Source organism: Saccharothrix espanaensis DSM 44229 (genome assembly GCF_000328705.1).
Lineage (GTDB): Bacteria > Actinomycetota > Actinomycetes > Mycobacteriales > Pseudonocardiaceae > Actinosynnema > Actinosynnema espanaense.
On sequence record NC_019673.1, the window covers coordinates 6,501,921 to 6,519,444 of the forward strand.

16 protein-coding genes are annotated in these 17,524 nt (G+C 72.3%); 10 read left to right on the forward strand and 6 right to left on the reverse strand.

Features of this window, described 5'->3' with window-relative positions; genetic code table 11:
* The first annotated feature begins 290 nt into the window (after nt 1–290).
* The 4 genes from BN6_RS27995 (at nt 291) to BN6_RS28010 (ending at nt 4,279) form a co-directional block, all read left to right on the forward strand.
* Nucleotides 291–1,193, forward strand: coding sequence for an acyl-CoA desaturase (locus BN6_RS27995; protein ID WP_041314318.1), 903 nt, complete (start codon nt 291–293; stop codon nt 1,191–1,193).
* Between the two features lie 42 nt (nt 1,194–1,235).
* A complete protein-coding gene (locus tag BN6_RS28000; protein ID WP_015103193.1) occupies nt 1,236–1,619 on the forward strand; it encodes an HPF/RaiA family ribosome-associated protein in 384 nt (127 codons plus the stop codon).
* An 84-nt stretch (nt 1,620–1,703) separates the two neighbouring features.
* Nucleotides 1,704–2,027, forward strand: coding sequence for a helix-turn-helix domain-containing protein (locus BN6_RS28005; protein ID WP_015103194.1), 324 nt, complete (start codon nt 1,704–1,706; stop codon nt 2,025–2,027).
* A gap of 494 nt (nt 2,028–2,521) precedes the next feature.
* The gene (locus BN6_RS28010; RefSeq protein ID WP_015103195.1) at nt 2,522–4,279 is read left to right on the forward strand and encodes a M28 family peptidase; all 1,758 of its coding nucleotides are present in this window, start codon (nt 2,522–2,524) and stop codon (nt 4,277–4,279) included.
* A 142-nt stretch (nt 4,280–4,421) separates the two neighbouring features.
* Here BN6_RS28010 and BN6_RS28015 read toward each other — a convergent pair whose 3' ends face one another.
* Complete coding sequence (locus BN6_RS28015) at nt 4,422–5,264, reverse strand: alpha/beta fold hydrolase (RefSeq protein WP_015103196.1); 843 nt, start codon at nt 5,262–5,264, stop codon at nt 4,422–4,424.
* A gap of 62 nt (nt 5,265–5,326) precedes the next feature.
* Here BN6_RS28015 and BN6_RS28020 point away from each other — a divergent pair, with 62 nt between their 5' ends.
* Nucleotides 5,327–6,061 carry a TetR/AcrR family transcriptional regulator gene (locus BN6_RS28020; RefSeq protein ID WP_015103197.1) on the forward strand — a complete coding sequence of 245 codons (735 nt, stop codon included), beginning with the start codon at nt 5,327–5,329 and terminating at the stop codon, nt 6,059–6,061.
* A 116-nt stretch (nt 6,062–6,177) separates the two neighbouring features.
* Nucleotides 6,178–7,389 carry a GNAT family N-acetyltransferase gene (locus BN6_RS28025; protein WP_015103198.1) on the forward strand — a complete coding sequence of 404 codons (1,212 nt, stop codon included), beginning with the start codon at nt 6,178–6,180 and terminating at the stop codon, nt 7,387–7,389.
* Nucleotides 7,390–7,410: 21 nt separating this feature from the next.
* Here the strand turns inward: BN6_RS28025 and BN6_RS28030 are convergent, their stop codons facing one another.
* The gene (locus BN6_RS28030; protein ID WP_015103199.1) at nt 7,411–7,860 is read right to left on the reverse strand and encodes an Lrp/AsnC family transcriptional regulator; all 450 of its coding nucleotides are present in this window, start codon (nt 7,858–7,860) and stop codon (nt 7,411–7,413) included.
* Nucleotides 7,861–8,021: 161 nt separating this feature from the next.
* Between BN6_RS28030 and BN6_RS28035 the strand changes: the two genes are divergently transcribed.
* Nucleotides 8,022–11,459 carry an indolepyruvate ferredoxin oxidoreductase family protein gene (locus tag BN6_RS28035; RefSeq protein ID WP_015103200.1) on the forward strand — a complete coding sequence of 1,146 codons (3,438 nt, stop codon included), beginning with the start codon at nt 8,022–8,024 and terminating at the stop codon, nt 11,457–11,459.
* Here the strand turns inward: BN6_RS28035 and BN6_RS48170 are convergent.
* Both BN6_RS48170 and BN6_RS28045 read right to left on the reverse strand, forming a co-directional pair.
* Nucleotides 11,363–11,980, reverse strand: a complete 618-nt coding sequence (locus tag BN6_RS48170) for a DUF4926 domain-containing protein (RefSeq protein WP_015103201.1) — start codon at nt 11,978–11,980, stop codon at nt 11,363–11,365. The genes BN6_RS28035 and BN6_RS48170 overlap by 97 nt on opposite strands.
* A 59-nt stretch (nt 11,981–12,039) precedes the next feature.
* Nucleotides 12,040–12,405 (reverse strand): YybH family protein, encoded by a 366-nt coding sequence (locus BN6_RS28045; RefSeq protein ID WP_015103202.1) that lies wholly within the window; start codon nt 12,403–12,405, stop codon nt 12,040–12,042.
* A gap of 94 nt (nt 12,406–12,499) precedes the next feature.
* On the opposite strand from BN6_RS28045, the gene BN6_RS28050 reads away from it, so the two are divergent.
* Together BN6_RS28050 and BN6_RS42550 are read left to right on the forward strand one after the other, a co-directional pair.
* The gene (locus tag BN6_RS28050) at nt 12,500–13,381 is read left to right on the forward strand and encodes a LysR family transcriptional regulator (RefSeq protein WP_015103203.1); all 882 of its coding nucleotides are present in this window, start codon (nt 12,500–12,502) and stop codon (nt 13,379–13,381) included.
* Between the two features lie 436 nt (nt 13,382–13,817).
* Nucleotides 13,818–14,357, forward strand: coding sequence for a DUF5994 family protein (locus BN6_RS42550; RefSeq protein ID WP_015103204.1), 540 nt, complete (start codon nt 13,818–13,820; stop codon nt 14,355–14,357).
* A gap of 195 nt (nt 14,358–14,552) precedes the next feature.
* Here the strand turns inward: BN6_RS42550 and BN6_RS28060 are convergent, their stop codons facing one another.
* Entirely contained in the window at nt 14,553–15,275 is a 723-nt protein-coding gene (locus BN6_RS28060) for a GntR family transcriptional regulator (RefSeq protein WP_015103205.1), read from the reverse strand.
* A 150-nt stretch (nt 15,276–15,425) separates the two neighbouring features.
* On the opposite strand from BN6_RS28060, the gene BN6_RS28065 reads away from it, so the two are divergent.
* Nucleotides 15,426–16,625, forward strand: coding sequence for an ROK family transcriptional regulator (locus BN6_RS28065; protein WP_015103206.1), 1,200 nt, complete (start codon nt 15,426–15,428; stop codon nt 16,623–16,625).
* On the opposite strand, the gene BN6_RS42555 is transcribed toward BN6_RS28065, so the two are convergent.
* Nucleotides 16,622–17,509, reverse strand: coding sequence for a DUF4365 domain-containing protein (locus BN6_RS42555; RefSeq protein ID WP_015103207.1), 888 nt, complete (start codon nt 17,507–17,509; stop codon nt 16,622–16,624). The two genes, BN6_RS28065 and BN6_RS42555, sit on opposite strands and share 4 nt — an antisense overlap.
* Between the last annotated feature and the right edge of the window lie 15 nt (nt 17,510–17,524).

Below are 17,524 nucleotides of genomic sequence, written 5' to 3' on the forward strand. Positions count from 1 at the left end.
GCCGCTGACGCCCCTGCCTGAGCCGCCGAACGGACCGGCCGCATCACGAGGGTTGCCGCCACCGCGAACCGGGTATCCGTCGAGCATGACGATCTGGCCCGAGTCGTCCGCCGCCCGTGTTCGCGCCCAATCCCGCCACGCCTGATCCAGCCGCGCCCGATCCCCGCCGATCGCCCCCACTCCGCACTGGTCGCCCCGGACCCCGGCGATGGAGCACACATCCCGTTTCCGGAGGTACGAGAGTGAGCACGAGAATCGCATCCGACCTTTCCCCAGCCGCGCCGCAGCCCATGGTGGCCGGCGAGAAGACGACGACCGAGATGTTCCTGGTCAAGTTGTTCGCCGTGGTGCCGGCGCTGGCGCTCGCCGCGGCGGTCCCGCTGGCGTGGGGCTGGGGCCTCGGCTGGGTCGACCTCGGCCTGGCCGCGTTCTTCTACACGCTGACCTGCCTCGGGGTGACGATCGGGTTCCACCGCTACTTCACGCACGGCGCGTTCAAAGCCACCCGCGGGCTGCGGATCGCGCTCGCGGTGACCGGCAGCATGGCCATGCAGGGCCCGATCATCGGCTGGGTCGCCGACCACCGCCGGCACCACGCCTACGCCGACCGCGAGGGCGACCCGCACTCCCCGTGGCTGTTCGGCACCTCGGCCCGCGCGCTGGCCAAGGGGTTCTGGCACGCCCACCTGGGCTGGCTGTTCCAGCGGGAGCAGACCAACGCCGCCCGCTTCACGCCCGACCTGCTCGCCGACGCCGACATCCAGCGCGTCAACCGCTGGTTCCCCGCGCTGACGGTCGTCACGCTGCTCGCGCCCGCCCTCGCCGGCGGGCTGATCACGTGGAGCTGGTGGGGCGCGGCGACCGGGTTCTTCTGGGCCGGCCTGGTGCGCGTCGCCGTGCTGCACCACGTCACGTGGTCGGTGAACTCGATCTGCCACCTGATCGGCGACCGGCCCTTCACCGCACGCGACAAGTCCGCGAACTTCTGGCCGCTGGCGATCCTGTCGATGGGCGAGTCCTGGCACAACTCCCACCACGCCGACCCGACCTGCGCCCGGCACGGCGTGCGCCGCGGCCAGGTCGACGTCTCCGCGCGGCTGATCCGGGTGTTCGAGAAGCTCGGCTGGGCCACCGGGGTCCGCTGGCCGCGCCCGGAACGACTGGCCCGCAACCTCAAGACCACCGCCCCCTGACGTCAGCGGGCGCAGCACCATCCACACAGGACGGACGAGCACATGCGCGAAACCCCCCAGGGTGAATCGATCATCGCCCAGCGCCTCCACCTCTCCACCGGCTTCCTCGCGTCCGAGCACGGCTGGGTCACCGAACACCTGGCCGCACTCGGGTCGCGGTTGCGCTCGTTCCACGACGACCAGGTGGAGCTGGAGATCAGCCTGAAGGACCGCCAGGGCGTCGACCAGCGGGTGACCCTGGAGTGCTGGATCAACCGGACCCCGCGCCTGCACCTGGTCGCCACGTCCTCGAAGCGCGACCTGCCCGCGGCGCTGAGCGAGGTCCGCAACGAGCTGATCCGCCAGGTGGACGAGGCCAAGACCCGCACCGAACCACGCCACAACCGGACCTTGCGGGTCGTCCCCGACCTCCCCGAACCGGAGTAGTCCCCGCCGCCGGCGCTCCGAACCACCCACACGTGCGATGCACACACGGTACGTCGGTCGCGCACACAGTACTAGACTGGCCTCGTGAAGTCGGAAACCTCATCGCAGTTGTGGGACTACATCCGGAAGAACCTCGACAACAGGGGGCTGACGACCGGCGACCTGGCGCGGGCGACCGGTGTCCACCGGAGTCGGTTCACCCAGTGGCGGCAAGGGCGGTCGATCTCCATCACCACGGCGCGCTCGGTGGCCGGCCTGTTCGACACCGGCGTCTTGGAGGTGCTGGTCGCCGCCGGGCTGCTCGGGGACGACGAGGTCCACCTGCAACGGGCCCAACCCGATCTGGCCCTGCTCACCGATGAGGAACTGCTCGCCGAACTCGGCCGCCGCCTCCACGCGCGCCGGTGAGCGGCACCGGGCAGGACGTCCGGTGGTGCTGCGCCGGGCGGGGATGCTCCACAGTGGCCGGCTCGGGATCCCGGCCGTCGGACGACGGGCCGCTGAAGCACGAGCCCGTGGCGGCACGTACCGCCGGCGTGCGCCATCACACCGGCTCCGACCCGCCAAGTGGCGTACGGGAGCTACTGCATGTCGCCGCGTCCGGCTTCCCGGTCCACCGTCGCCTTCCGGGTGCGGTCGGCAGCGGGCACGGCCCGGAGTTGCACCGAAAACCCCTGCGTCAACGGTGAAACTACCGAAATGTCCGTTCCCTTGGGACAGTCGTCCGGTAGGCAACCCCAAAGTGTGCCGGTACGCCGCCGTCTCCGGTACCTACCGGAAGCCCTAGTTCGCCGAGCGTCCGCAATGCGACGCTTCGCTGGTTCGGCCGGGGCCACCGCACACCGCCCATACCTGCTGGGCGGGGACGGCCGGACAATCCCTGCCTCACGAGGAGCATTCGGATGAAGCACAGAACCCTGGGTGCGGCGGTCGCTCTCGCGGCCCTCGCCTGGGTGACGACGTCCGCGGGGCCCGCGCTGGCGACCGACGCCCAGCAGCCCGGCGCAACCGCCACCGCCACCGCGCTCGCGGCGCCGAACATCGACGTGGCCGCGGTGCAGGGCCACCTGACCCAGTTCCAGTCCTTCGCCACCAGCGGCGGCGGCAACCGGCGGGCGGGCAGCAGCGGCTACACCCAGTCGCTGGCCTACGTGAAGGCCAAGCTCCAGACCGCCGGCTACACGGTGACCGAGCAGCGGTGCACGAGTTGCACCTACGTGTCGAACAACCTGATCGCGGACTGGCCCGGCGGCGACGCCAACCAGACCATCATGTTCGGCGCGCACCTCGACGGCGTGTCGGCGGGTCCGGGCATCAACGACAACGCCTCGGGTTCCGGCGCGCTGCTGGAGAACGCCCTCCAGCTCGCCGCCCGCAACCCCACGATGACCAAGCACGTGCGGTTCGCCTGGTGGACCGACGAAGAGCAGGGCCTCAACGGGTCGCGGTTCTACGTGGGCCAGCTGACCGCCGCGCAGAAGTCGGCGATCAAGGCGTACTACAACTTCGACATGGTGGCCTCGCGCAACGCGGGCTACTTCATCAACAACATCAGCACTGCCGCGGCCGCACCGCTGCGGGAGTACTGGACGTCGTTGAACCTCTCCCCCGAGGAGAACGTCGAAGGCGCGGGCCGCTCGGACGACGCGTCGTTCCAGCGGGCGGGCATCGCGTCCTCGGGCTACGCCACGGGCGCGTCGGCGCGCAAGACCAACGCGCAGGCGCAGAAGTGGGGCGGCACGGCCGGCGGCGCGTACGACGCCTGCTACCACAGCTCGTGCGACACGACGAGCAACATCAACCCGACGGCGCTGGACCGCGCGTCGGACGGCATCGCGTACACGATCTGGAAGCAGGCCGTGAGCGACACGCCGGCGAGCGACTTCTCGCTGTCGGTGAGCCCGGGTTCGGGTTCGATCGAGGTCGGCAACACCGGCACGTTCACGGTCAACACCCAGACGACGTCCGGTACCGCGCAGAACGTGGCGCTGACCGCGACCGGCCAGCCCACCGGCGTGTCGGTGGCGTTCAACCCGTCGAGCGTGCAGTCCGGTTCGTCGTCCACGGCGACCGTGTCGGTCGGCTCGACGGTGGGCAGCGGCACGTACCCGATCACCGTGCGGGGCGCGGGAACCGTCGCCAAGACGGCGACGTACACGCTCACCGTGACCGGTGGCGGCGGCGGTAGCGACTTCTCGCTGTCGCTGAGCTCGTCCTCGGGTTCGGTGGAGGTCGGCAACTCCGGCACGTTCTCGGTGAACACCGCTACCACGGCGGGCTCGCCGCAGACCGTGTCGCTCTCGTCGAGCGGCGCGCCCAGCGGGGTCACCGTCGCGTTCAACCCGTCGAGCGTGCAGTCCGGCGCGTCGTCCACGGCGACCGTGTCGGTCGCGGCGACGGCGACCGCCGGCACGTACACGATCACCGTGACCGGCTCGGGCACCTCGTCCCGCTCGGCCACGTACACGCTGACCGTCACCGGCGGCGGCGGTCCGGGCGGGTGCAACGGCGTGCCGGCGTGGACCGCTTCGGCGTCCTACGTGCCGAACGACCTGGTCTCGCACAACAGCCACAAGTGGAAGTCGGTCTGGTACTCGGTCGGTGCGGAGCCGGGTCACCCGAACTCCTGGGCCGTGTGGCAGGACCAGGGCGCCTGCTGATCCCCCAGCGGCTGATTCCCAGCACCTGATCGACGGCACCTGATCGACGGCACCTGATCGACGGCGGCTGCCGGCTCACCCGAGCCGGCAGCCGTTGTCGTTCCAGCGCGGCGCTCTGGCGGCCGTGGAGGTGCGGCGGAAGTCAGGACGTGGCAACGGTCCTCAGCCACGGGGTCAGGACGGGGAGGACCGCGTCGGCCCGCATGGCGGTCATGTGGTCGGTGTCGGGGACGAGTTCGACCGCCCAGCCGCGGCGGACCAGTTCGTCGCGGTGGCGTCGGAGCGCGTCGGCGATGACGACGTGGGCGTTGTCCCACTTGGGCCCGTAGGTGATGTTGTCGTTCTCGCCGGCGAACACGAGCCTCGGGACGTCCAGCCGGTCCAGGGCGGCGCGTTCGTCGAAGTCCTGGAGCGACTCGTAGAGGGTGACGTACTGGCGGGTCTGGTCCGGGTTCAGGGTCACCTCGACGGTGTCCCAGTCCCCCGGCACCGCTTCGGTCTCGGCGGGTTGCCCGCCGGCGAGGGCCAGTCGGTGGGTGGCGAGCGTGACGGTGAGCATCGGGCCGTAGGGGGCGTCCAGCGGCGGGAAGCCGCCCATGGCCAGGGCGGTGAGGCGGTCGGTGCGGATCGCCAGTTGGAGGCCGGCCAGCCCGAGCCAGGAGTAGCCGTAGTAGGCGAAGCGGTCCGCGCCCGCCGCGTCGGCGATGGTGAGCAGGTCCGCGGCGACGGCGGTGGCGTCGAGGGTGTGCGGTTTCGGGTGCTGGGCCAGGTGGCCCTCGTAGTCGGCGGCGACGACCCGGAAGCCGGCGTCGGCGAGGCTCGTGGCGAGGGTGTGCCCCAGGTTCGGGTCGGCGCCCCACGCGCGCATCCGCTCGGCCGTGGCGTCGTCGCTCAGGGCTGTGCCGACGGGCAGCAGGACCGCCGGCCCGTCGCCCAGGACCGACACCTCCAGGGTGGAGCCGTCGTGGAGTCGTGCGGTGGTCATGGGGTGCCTCCCGGGAGTCATGAAAACACTATACGCGGTAAATACTATAGGCTGTAAGGACTATGAGTTCCGATCAGGACGTCGACGCCCACGTCCGCCGGCTGTGGCGACACCGCGGCACGACGCTGCCCACCCCGCGCCGCGGCCCCAGCAGGCAGTTGGACCTGGACGAGATCCTGCGGACCGGCATCGCGATCGCCGACGCCGAGGGCCTGCCGGCGGTGTCGACCCGGGCGATCGCGGCGAAGTTCGACAAGACCGCGATGGCGCTCTACCCGTACGTGGGCACCAAGGAGAACCTGCTCGCCCTCATGCAGGACCACGCCTGCGCCCTGCCCGTGTGGGACGACCCCGGCACGAGCCTGGCCGACGCGCTCCAGGCGTGGGCGGACGCGCTGTTCGACCTGTACCTGGCCCACCCGTGGCTGACCGAGCGGCCGTGGTCGCAGGCCACGCAGGGCCCCAACGAGCAGGACTGGCTCGAACGCCTGCTGGGGATCTTCCACGCCTGGGACGTCCCGTCCGGCGCGCTCCCGCCGACCGTCACCATGCTCTACGCCACCGTCCGCGCCACCGCGAACACCGCCGCCGCGTACCGGCGGATGGACGGGCAGGACGTGACGGAGTGGAGCCGGCACGCGCGGGCGACCGCCGAGCAGATCCCCGACCTGCGCGACCGCTACCCGCTCTCGACCGGCCTCGTCCCGCTCACCCCGCACTGGCGCGACAACCCCCGTGCCGCGCTGACCGGTGCCGTCCGGCTCGTCGCGGCGGCGTTGGGCACGACCACCCGCTGATCGGAAGGCCCGAGCCGGCCGGACGCAATCCGCTTGACGTGGCAACGAGTCGACTGTGCACTGTGGAGGGATGCCACGGGTCGTGGCGCCGGTAGCGCGAGGAGGCTGCGGCAGCGATGGAGATCCGCCCCACGACCGACGAGGACTTCGACGTCTTCGTCGCCACGCTGCACGCCGCGTTCGGCCGCTTCCCGGACACCCCGACCGACGGCGGTGGGCTGTGGTGGTCGGCGACCGAGATGGACCGCAACCTGCTCGCCGTGACGGCGGACGGGCGGCCGGTCGGCACGGCCGGCGCGTACTCGTTCGAGCTGACCCTGCCGGGTGGGGCCGTCGTCCCGGTCGCCGGGGTCAGCGTCGTCGGGGTGCTGCCCACGCACCGCCGCCGGGGCGTGCTCAGCGCGATGATGCGGCACCAGCTCGCCGACCTGCGGGCGCGCGGGGAGGTCGTCTCCGTGCTGCTGGCCTCCGACGCCCGGATCTACGGCCGGTTCGGCTACGGGCCGGCGACCTACGCGCAGCGGCTGGAGGTGCCGCGCCACCGAGGGGCGTTCGCCACCCCGCGAGCCGGCGCGGCCGACGACACCGGCACGGTCGAGGTGCTGCGCCGGGCCGAGTGCGGTGAGCTGCTGGAACAGGTCTACGACCGGTACCGGCGGGCGCAGCCGGGCGCGCTGGGCCGTCCGCACCGCTGGTGGGCGCTGCGCGCCGGTCAGCCGCCGATCGCGCCGGCACCGCGCTACATCGCCCTGCACCGCGACGCCGCCGGCGTCCCGGACGGGTACGCCTGCTACTCGCTCGGCAACGCCGGCACCCTGACCGTGGACGAGATCATCACCGCCGACGACGCCGTGTTCACCGCGCTGGCCCGGTTCGCGCTCGGCCACGACCTGGTCACCGAGGTGGTGTTCAAGCAGGTGCCGCGCGACCACCCGGTGCGCTGGCAGCTCGCGGACTTCCGCGCCGGCGTGGTCGCCGAGGACACCGACTGGCTGTGGGTGCGGCTGCTGGACGTCCCGCGCGCGCTGACCGCGCGCGGCTGGTCCGCCGACGGCGAGCTGGTCCTCGACGTCGAAGACCCGTTCCTGGGCGAGCGCGGCCGGCACCTGCTGACCGTCCGGGACGGCGTGGCCACCTGCGTGCCCACCGACCGGGAGCCCGACCTGTCGCTGGGGATCGACGACCTGGGCTCGGTCTACCTCGGCGGCACCGCCCCGAGCACGCTGGTGCGCGCCGGGCACGTCACGGCCCACCACCCGGCCGCGGCCGCCCGCGCCGACGCCCTGTTCCGCACCGAGCGCCCGCCGCACTGCGTGCACTGGTTCTGACCCGGCGGCCGGGCGGGCCGGTCAGCCGTCCTGGCCCCTGGTCCACGAGTCCAGGGCGATGAGCGTCTTGGTGCCGGTGACCTGGTGGTGGCGGCGGATCTCGTCGATGGTGCGCTGGAGGTGGGCCATGTCCCGCACCCGCAGCCAGACCAGCGCGTCCGGGTCGCCCGCGATGGTGAACACGGCCTGCGCCTCGGGCATCCGGGTCGTGGTGTCGAGGATGTCGGAGACCTTGGTGTTGCCGACGAACCGGAGTTCGGTAAACGCCTCGATCCCCCAGCCGAGCTTGGCGTGGTCGATCTGCACGGTGAACCCGGTGATGACGCCGATCTGGGTCAGCCGGTCGATGCGCCGCTTCACCGCCGCCGTGGACAGCGTGACCCGGCCCGCGATGTCGGACAGCGTCCGGCGGGCGTCCTCGCGCAGCAGGGCGAGGATCTCGTGGTCGGTGGCGTCGAGTTGTTCCGGCACGGCCGCCAGGGTAGTTCACCACGCAAAGGATCGGTCCTGTCACGGGGGTGGGCGCGTGTTCTTTGCGTCGCGACGGCAAGATGCGCGCCGGATGTTGCGGCACGTTCGGACACCGTGTGGTGTGACCCACACCGCATCGGTGTCGAGTGAAGGAGCACGGCGTGGAGGCGTTCACGTTGGAGGACCGCTACCTCCGGGAGGACGGGGTCGTGCACCTCAGCGGGGTGCAGGCCCTGGTGCGGGTGCTGTTCGACCGGGTCCGCCACGACCGGGGCCGGGGCGAGGACACCGCGGTGTTCGTCTCCGGCTACGAGGGCTCGCCGCTGGCCGGCTACGACCTGGAGCTGGCCCGCCGCGCCACCCTGCTGGCCAAGCACGACGTGGTGCACCGGCCCGGCCTCAACGAGGAGCTGGCCGCGACCTCGGTGATGGGCAGCCAGCTCACCGGCGCGCTGCCCGGTCGCCGGTACCGCGGGGTCACCGGCGTCTGGTACGGCAAGGCACCCGGGCTGGACCGGGCCACCGACGCGCTGCGGCACGCCAACCTGGCCGGCACCGACCCGCACGGCGGCGCGGTGGCGCTGGTCGGCGACGACCCGAACGCGAAGTCGTCCACCGTGCCGTGCGCGTCCGACCTGGCGCTGGCCGACCTGGCGATCCCGGTGTTCTACCCGGCCGACTCGCAGGACGTGCTCGACCACGGGCTGCACGCGGTGGAGCTCTCCCGCGCGGCCGGCGTGTGGTCGTCGCTGAAGATCGTCGCGAACGTCGCCGACGCGTCCAGCACCGCGCTGGTCTCCCCGGGCTGGACCGCGCCGGAGATGCCCGGCCACGCCTACCGGCACAAGCCCACCTCGCGCCTGCTCGGCACCGAGCTCGCCGGTCTGGAGCGCAGCCTCTACACCGTGCGGCTGCCGCTGGCGCTGGAGTACGTGCGCGCGTCGGGCGTGAACCGGATCGTCCGGGGGCGCGCCGGCGACCGGGTCGGGATCGTCACCGCGGGCAAGTCCTACCTCGACGTCCGGCAGGCGCTGGACCGGCTCGGGCTGACCGGGGACACCCTGTCCCGGCACGGGATCCGGCTGCTCAAGCTCGGTGTCATCCACCCGGTGGAGCCCTCGGTCGTGCGCGAGTTCGCCGACGGCCTGGACACCGTCGTCGTCGTGGAGGAGAAGCGGTCGTTCATCGAGGCCGCGGTCAAGGACGTCCTGTACGGCCGCGCGAACGCGCCCGCCGTGCACGGCAAGACCGGCCCGGACGGGCGGACGCTGTTCGGCGAGATCGGCGAACTCGACCCGGACGGCATCGCCACCGGCCTGGCCCGGCTGCTCGCGCCGCTGGGCATCGAGTCGGTCGACGCGTGGCGGCAACGCGGCCGGCGGGAGCGGATCGCCGTGCCGCTGCTGGCGCGCACGCCGTACTTCTGCTCGGGCTGCCCGCACAACTCGTCCACGAAGGTGCCGGAGGGCACGATCGTCGGCGGCGGCATCGGCTGCCACACGATGAGCCTGTTCATGGACCCCGAGCAGGTCGGCTCGCTGGTCGGGGTGACCCAGATGGGCGGCGAGGGCACGCAGTGGATCGGCATGGCGCCGTTCGTGGAGACGCCGCACTTCACCCAGAACATCGGCGACGGCACGTTCACCCACTCCGGCAGCCTCGCGGTGCGGGCGGCGGTCGCGGCGGGGGTGAACGTCACCTACAAGCTGCTCTACAACTCGGCGGTGGCGATGACCGGCGGGCAGGACGCGGTCGGCGGGCTGCCCGTGGAGAAGATCGCCGCGCTGCTGCTGCTGGAGGGCGTGCGGAAGGTCGTGGTGACCAGTGACGCGCCGCGCGCGCTGCGCCGTCGCTCGTTCCCGGCCGGCGTCGAGGTCCGCGACCGCTCCGAACTGCTGCGCACGCAGGAGGAACTCGCCAAGGTCGGCGGCGTCACCGTGCTGATCCACGATCAGGAGTGCGCGGCGGAGAAGCGGCGCAAGCGGCGGCGCGGCAAGCAGGAAGCGCCCGCGACCCGCGTGGTGATCAACGAGCGGGTGTGCGAGGGCTGCGGCGACTGCGGCACCAAGTCCAACTGCCTGTCCGTGCAGCCGGTGCCGACCGAGTTCGGCCGCAAGACCGCGATCCACCAGTCGTCGTGCAACGTCGACTACTCGTGCCTGGACGGCGACTGCCCGTCGTTCCTCACCGTCGTGCCCGGCGGCGGCAAGCCGCGCCGGTCGGCGGCCGGCGAACTGGCCGCCGACGCCGTGCCCGAACCCGTGCGGGGCGGTCCGGACTTCGCCGTGCGGATCACCGGCATCGGCGGCACTGGAGTGGTGACCGTCGGCCAGATCCTGGCCACGGCGGCGGTGCTGGAGGGCCGGCACGTGCGCACCCTGGACCAGACCGGGTTGGCGCAGAAGGGCGGCGCGGTGGTGTCGGACCTGAAGGTGACCGCGGCCCCGACCGACCGCGCGGCCAAGCTGGCGGCCGGCGAGTGCGACCTGTACCTGGCGTGCGACGCGCTGGTGGGTGCGGACCCGGCCAACCTGGCCTCGACCGACCCCGCGCGGACGGTCGCCGTGGTGTCCACGACAGAGGTGCCGACCGGGAAGATGGTGGTCGACACGTCGGTGGCGTTCCCCGAGCCCGGCCGGATCCACTCGGTGCTGGAGTCGGCGACGGCGCGGACCGTGGCGCTGGACGCCCGCGCGGTGGCCGAGGAGCTGTTCGGGGACGGGCAGTTCGCCAACATCCTCCAACTGGGAGCCGCCTACCAGACCGGCGCGCTGCCGCTGCCCGCGGCCGCGATCGAGCGGGCCATCGAACTCAACGGCGTGGCGGTGGCCGCGAACGTGCAGGCGTTCCGCCACGGCCGCCGCCTGGTCGCCTCCCCCGCCTCCGCCGCGCCCACCCCTCCGGCCGAGTCGGCACCGGCGCTGTCTCCGGCGGCGCGGGCGGTTCGCGCGGTGGTGCGGGCCGAGCCCGGGACGGAACTGGCGCGGGTGCTGGACATCCGGGTGCCGGAGCTGGTCGCCTACCAGGACGAGAAGTACGCGCGGGCCTACGTCGAGTTCGTGGAACGGGTGCGGGTGCTGGAAGGCGGGTCCACCGACGTGACGGTGGAGGTGGCTCGCAACCTGTACAAGTTGATGGCGTACAAGGACGAGTACGAGGTGGCACGCCTGTCGCTAGACCCTGCGCTGACCGAGAAGATCAAGGCGGAGTTCGGCGAGGGGGCGCGGGCGGCCTACCGCCTGCACCCGCCGGTGCTGCGGGCGTTGGGGATGAAGAAGAAGATCGCGCTGGGCCCGTGGTTCCGGCCGGTGTTCCGGGTGCTGGCGGCCGGCCGGAAGCTGCGCGGGACACGGCTGGACCTGTTCGGGTACGCGCACGTGCGGCGGGTGGAGCGCGAACTGGTGACCGAGTACCAGGCCGCCGTGGTGCGGGCGTTCCGGGCGTCCGACGTGGACCGCGCGGCGGTGGCGGAACTGGCCGCCCTGCCGGACATGGTGCGCGGCTACGAGGACGTGAAACTGGCCAACGTCAAGCAATACCGCGACCGCCAACAGGAAATCCTGGCCCGGCTGGCCGACCTCCCCGTGCCGACGGCCTGACCCGGGAGCGGCGGAGCCCCGTCACGGCGGCTCCGCCGCGCCTCCCCGACTGCCGACGCCCCCAGGCCCGTGGCGGGTCGACCTCGGAAGCGCAGCTGATCAGGGCGCAACGTCAGCAGCGCCGTCGTGCGGCCGTCGTCGTCCACGAACTCGACCTCGTAGTCGGTCGGGTACTCGTCCACCACGGTGCCCACCGCGCCGCTGCGCAGATCGTGCTCCGGCAGGTCCACCACCAACTCGGCGATCTCGTGGAGCCGCATCCGGTAGCTCGCGGCGGTCCCGTACCAGCCGGTGACGTGGTCGAGAGCCTCCATGACGAGTTCTTCCTCGGCTTCGCGGCCCTGGCTCCGCATGTCCAGCATGAGCCCGGTCAGCACGTCGATCAGCAGCCCCTCCGGCACACCGTCGGCCTGACGCCGAACCGTCAACGCGTGGATCCGCCGGTAGTCCCGATCGCCGTCCAAGACCTCCAGCACCGCTCGCGTGAACTCGACGCTGTCGAATCGAACAGAATGCCCCACGGTCGCCACCTCCCAGAGGGCCCCATGATTCCGCACTCGCCGTGCGTCGAGGGGTGCGATCAGCCGGTCGGGGTGACGAACTCCGGCTGGTCGAGCAGGCGCAGCCAGCTGCCGTCGGGCTGGCGGCGGACGACCTGGGCGCGTGCGCCCGAACCGTCCTTGGGCGGGGTCGAGGTGAGCGCGATGTCGTCGCTGACCAGGGTCGGCAGTGGGGTTTCCAGTTCGAAGCGGGGGTTGTGGGCCAGGACGCCCGCCCACAGTTCGCGGATCGCCTCGCGGCCCACCGTCTGACTGCCCGGCGGGTAGGCCAGGACGGCGTTCTCCTCGTAGAGGGCGGCGACACCGGCCGCGTCGCCCGCGTTCGACCGCTCGACGAACAGGCGGGTGAGGTCTTCGGGGCGCATGGCCTTCTCGTGGTCCGTCATGGTTCCTCCTCGTTGAGCCGTTGTGCTACCAGCCTCGCCGCGATCGGAGCAGAAGTCCAACAGATGGTTCTGATGGGAACTAGAATCCTCAGTCATGGAGCTGAGGCAGCTGGAGTACTTCGTCGCGGTCGCCGAGGAGCGCAACTTCACCCGCGCCGCCGAGCGCGTGCACATCAGCCAGTCCGGGGTGAGCGCTCAGGTCCGGCAGCTGGAACGCGAGCTGGGGGCGGAGCTGTTCGACCGGTCCGCGCGGACCGCCACGCTGACCACGGCGGGGAAAGCGGCGCTGGAGCACGCCCGCGCCGCGCTCGCCGCCGCCGAGGCGGTCGGGCAGGCGGTGGGCGAGGTGACCGACCTGATCCGGGGGCGGCTGGACCTCGGGATGGTGATCGGCTGCACCGTCACGCCGCTGTTCGACGCGCTGGCGGCGTTCCACCGGGCGCACCCCGGGGTGGAGATCTCGCTACAGGAGGCCAACTCCGACCAGATGGTGGACCGGGTCCGGGCCGGCACCCTCGACCTCGCGCTGATCGGCGCGGCCGGCGGCACCCCGGACGGGCTCGCCGCGCTGACGGTCGTCAGCGAACGGCTCGTCGCGGCGGCCCCGCCCGGCCACCCCGCCGTGGACGGCCCGCTCACCCTGCGGAACCTGGTCGGACACCCCCTGGTGTGCATGCCGCCGGGAACCGGGCTGCGCGCGGTGTTCGACCAGGCGTGCGCGGCGCACGGGGTGCGGCCGGCCATCGCGCTCCAAGCCAGTGCGGCGGACGCGATCGCCGACCTGGCCGCGCGCGGACTGGGTGTCGCCGTGCTCAGCGAGTCGATGGCCGAGCACTACCGGGACCGGCTCGACGCCGTGCCGATCAGCGACGTCGACACGCCTGGACTGCTCGCCCTGGTCTGGAAGCCCTCGCGGGGCCCGGCCGTGCGCGAACTGGTGGCGCACTGCCGGCGGGCGTTCGCCACACCGGCGTGACGCGCCGGGTCAGCTCGATGCCCCCAGGGGCCGACGCCGCCGATGCGCTCGACAGCACCACGCGCGGGTCGCGTTCGATGTTGCGCACCTTGAGGTGCCGGGACATGTGGCCGCTGACCAGGTCGTCACCGTCGAGGCCCAGCCGGATCACGGTGACCTGCGGGCTGCCGTCGGCGTTGACTAGTGGGCGCTTGTCGTGCGCTCGCTGCGGGGCGCGTACGCGTTCCGGCGCGTAGGGTCGGTGTTGTCCGGCATGAGGCGCCCTGTCCGAGCGACACCCGGATCTCGCTTCCTGTGAATCTCGGTCGACACACCACTGGCGGGGGCCCTGATGGCCGTGGCCGTCCTGCCCTGGCCGTCGGAACCGCCCGACTGCGCCGGCCGTCCGCAAGAACCCAGGCTGACCGCTGTCGCGGCCGGAGATCGGAGCACCGGCATGACGTCGGTCCCGTCCACCACCCCCACCACCGACCGGACACGCCCGCCGCTGCGGCTGAGCCTCAAGCCGCCCGCGCTGCCGACCGGGCACGTCGACGGCGCGTGGTGGCCGCGTTCGCGCGACCTCGCCGCCGAACTCCCCGCGCTGGCCGAAGCCCTCGCCGACCGGCTCGGCGTCGTGGCCCGGGTGGTGTTCGCCGAGACGTTCTGGGGATCGACGGTGCCCCAGGTCGAGGTGAACGCGCACCCCGTCGCGCTGGTCGGGTTCGCCGCGCTGGACACCGACGTCGTGCAGGTCGCCGGTGCCGACCGGCGGCACCTGGACCTGCTGGTGATCCCACCGGACGCGGAGAGCCCGGCGGCTGCCCGCGCGCTGGCGCTCGCCGCCGCGGACCACACCCGCCTGCCGGCCCGGATCCTCGCCGCGGCGGGCATCTCCACCACGCGCGCTCCGGTCGTGGTCGAGCACTCACCCGTGCACCGCACGCGACACCGCACCCACACCGGCGGACCGGAGCGGACCCGCCCGGCCGAGTGACCGACAGCCGCTCGGCGAGCGAAGTGTCCTTTGTGGACGATGGAAGAGCCGGATTGCGCCGGAGCCGTTGCGGCTGCTCGCGCACCCCGTTGTGCGGGACGAGCAGACGGTCTCGGTGGTCGACACGGCGGTGCGACCATCGTCGAGACGGCTGGGCGCACCGGCTGGGCGCGGACCGGCTGGGCGGCCGGGCGGTCAGCCGGTGAGCGGGATGGTGAACTTCGGGGCCGAGCCGCCGGTGCTCGACACCGTTGTCGTGGCCTCGACGGGAGTGCCGGACGAGCCGTGGGTGATCCGGTGGACCACCAGGACCGGGGCGTCGACCGGGATGTCGAGGGTGTCGGCCTCGTGCCTGCTGGGCAGGCGGGCGTCGAGCTGCACGGTGGCCACGATCGGGTCCAGCCCGGCGTTGCGCAGCAACGGGGTCAGGTCCGGGTGCGGGGTGTCGGTGCGGTCGGAGATGTCGTGCCCGGTGTGCTGCTCGATGGTGGTCGCCACCGCCTTGGGCAGCCACTGCTGGTCGATGCTGGTCACCCTGGTGCCGGTGTGGTGGTGGCGGATCCGGTGCACCACCAGGCTGCCGGTGGTGAGCCCGAACCGGCCGGCGACGTCCGGGCCGGCGGCGGTCCAGCCGCTGAGGACCACCTTCGGGTAGGTCGCGCCGTCCGGCAGGATCCGCGGCGCCTGGGGCTGCGACGGGACCGTCGTGCCGCAGACCAGCGTGCCCAGGCCCTGCTTGGACGTGGCGACGCCCTGGGCCACCAGCACGGCCACGGCCGCGCGCGCGGTGCCCCGGGCCACGCCGAACTTGTGCATCAGGTCGTGCAGGGTGGGCAACGCGCTGCCCACCGGGTACTCGCCCCGGTCGATGGCACCGATCAGGTGATCGGCGATGAGCCGGTACTTCACGTCTTCCACAGTCGCTCCCCCCAAGCCGAATCTCACCGCAGGGACGTGAGCTGGGCGCACTTAGTAACGAACCGTTCGATACTCTGCTATGGTCTGGACCATCTGTCAAGGGCTTGGACCTGCTAGCGTGCGCGACGAGAGCACGGAAGCGAGGCGCACGTGTCATCCGGATCGGCGGCCACCGGGCCCCACGTGCTGCGGCGGATCAACGCCGCGGCCGTCCTCAACGCGCTGCGCGACGCCGACGGTCACACCGCCACGGTGTCCGACCTGGTGGTGGCCACCGGGCTGTCCCGGCCGGCGGTCACCCGGGCGCTGACCGCGCTGGCCGAGGCGGGCATCGCGGAGTTCTCCGGCCCCACCGAGCACCAGATCGGCCGCCCCGCCCAACGCGCCCGCTTCCGCGCGGAGCTGGGCCACGTGGCGGGCATCGACGTCGGGCCGCACAAGGTCCTGGTGATGATCGCCGACCTGGCCGGCAACGTGCTGGCCGAGCGCGAGGCCGTCAGCCCGACCGGACCGGACATGGTCCCCATGCTGCGCAGCACGCTCACCGCCGTGTCCGTCGAGGCGGGAGTGACGCCGACGGACCTGTGGTCGGTGGCCGTGGGCACGCCCGGGATCGTGGACCACGAGCGCGGCGAGGTCGTGCTGGCCCCGAGCATCCCCGGCTGGTCCAGCCTGCCGGTGATCGCCGAGCTGCGCGACTGGCTGGGCTGCCCGGTGGGCATCGAGAACGACGTCAACCTGGCCGTGGTCGCCGAGCGGTGGCGCGGCGAGGCGGGCGACAACCTGCTGTTCGTGCAGTGGGGCGAGCGCATCGGCACCGGCATGGTGATCGACGACAAGCCCTACCGCGGCGCGTCCTCCGCCGCCGGCGAGCTCGGCTTCATCGACCTGGTCACCGACCTGGACGACGAGCCCAAGCCGGCGACCGACGGGCTGGGCGCGTTCGAACGGCTGGTCGGCGCGGGCGAGATCCTGCGCCTGGGCGTGCAGCGCTGCGACAGCCCGCTGCGTGACCTGCTGGCCGAGGGCACCGACATCGCCCCGCTGTTCACCGCGGCGGAAGCCGGCGACCCGGCGGCGGCCTCGGTGGTGGACACCATCGCGACCCGCTTCGCCCGCGGCCTGGCCGTCCAGCTCCTGATCATGGACCCGCAACGGGTCGTCGTGGGCGGCGGCGTGTCCCGCGCGGGCGAGGTCCTGTTCGACGCGGTCCGCAAACGCCTCGGCCGGATGCTCCTGGTCCCGGTCGACCTGCGGGTGTCGGCGCTGGGCGCGCGCAACGTGGCCCTGGGCGCGGTCCGGATGGCCCTGGACCACGTCGAACAACGCCTCACCGCACTGCTGTCCTAGACGTCCGGAAGAGCCGGCGCGGACCGCCACGACCGGCTCGCGTCCGCGCACGCGCGGAGCCAGGCCAGTTCACCCTGGTTCACGATGAAGGTGTCTCCCACCACCGGCGGAGTGTCCACGAACGACCGGAGGCCCACCTCCGGCAACTGCTCGGCCAGGTGCCCCCTCTCCGCGTTGCCCAGGAAATCGGCCAGCTCGGCCAAGGTCGTCAGACCGAGCGCCGCGTACCGGTCGCCCCGGGTGAGCGCCTCCGGGGTGATCTCGATGGGCCGCCAGTCCCAGTCGTGGTGCAGCAAGCTGGCGCTGTGATCGCCCCGGCGCTGGTGGTAGACCATCTCCTCCCCGTACTTGTTCATCCAGAACGAGATGTAGTCGGTCGTGTCGAACACCTGCCCGCTGAGCTCGCTCAACGCCAACCGCAGCTGCCCGCGTTCGGCCACGTACTCGCGCATCCTCCCCACGAACAGCGGCATCGACGCCTCACTCAGCACATCGGTCCGCGAGATCGCGATCGAACGGAGCACTTCCCCGTCAGCTCTGGCGCGGCGGAGCTGCTGCGACGCATTCGCCCAGTACAACTGGTCCGTACCGGGGTCGTGGACGACGCACACGACCGGGACGTTGGACTTGAGCCACGAACTGCCGTGACGTCCGACCTTGACCCGGTACCCGCCTCCCGCGCGGTACGAGACGCCGCCCTTGACCTGGACGGCAATGGTGTCCCCGGTGGTTCGTCCGCCCTCGACGAACCGGACGTACAGATCTTCGCCGAAGTCGTTGTGGCCATCGATCTTCTGAACGATGTGGGAGTGCTCCTGCATGAGGGCGGTCACGCGGTTGACCGCGCGATCCTCGATGATCCTCTTCGGGTCGACGCTGCTCAACTTCTCCACCGTTCA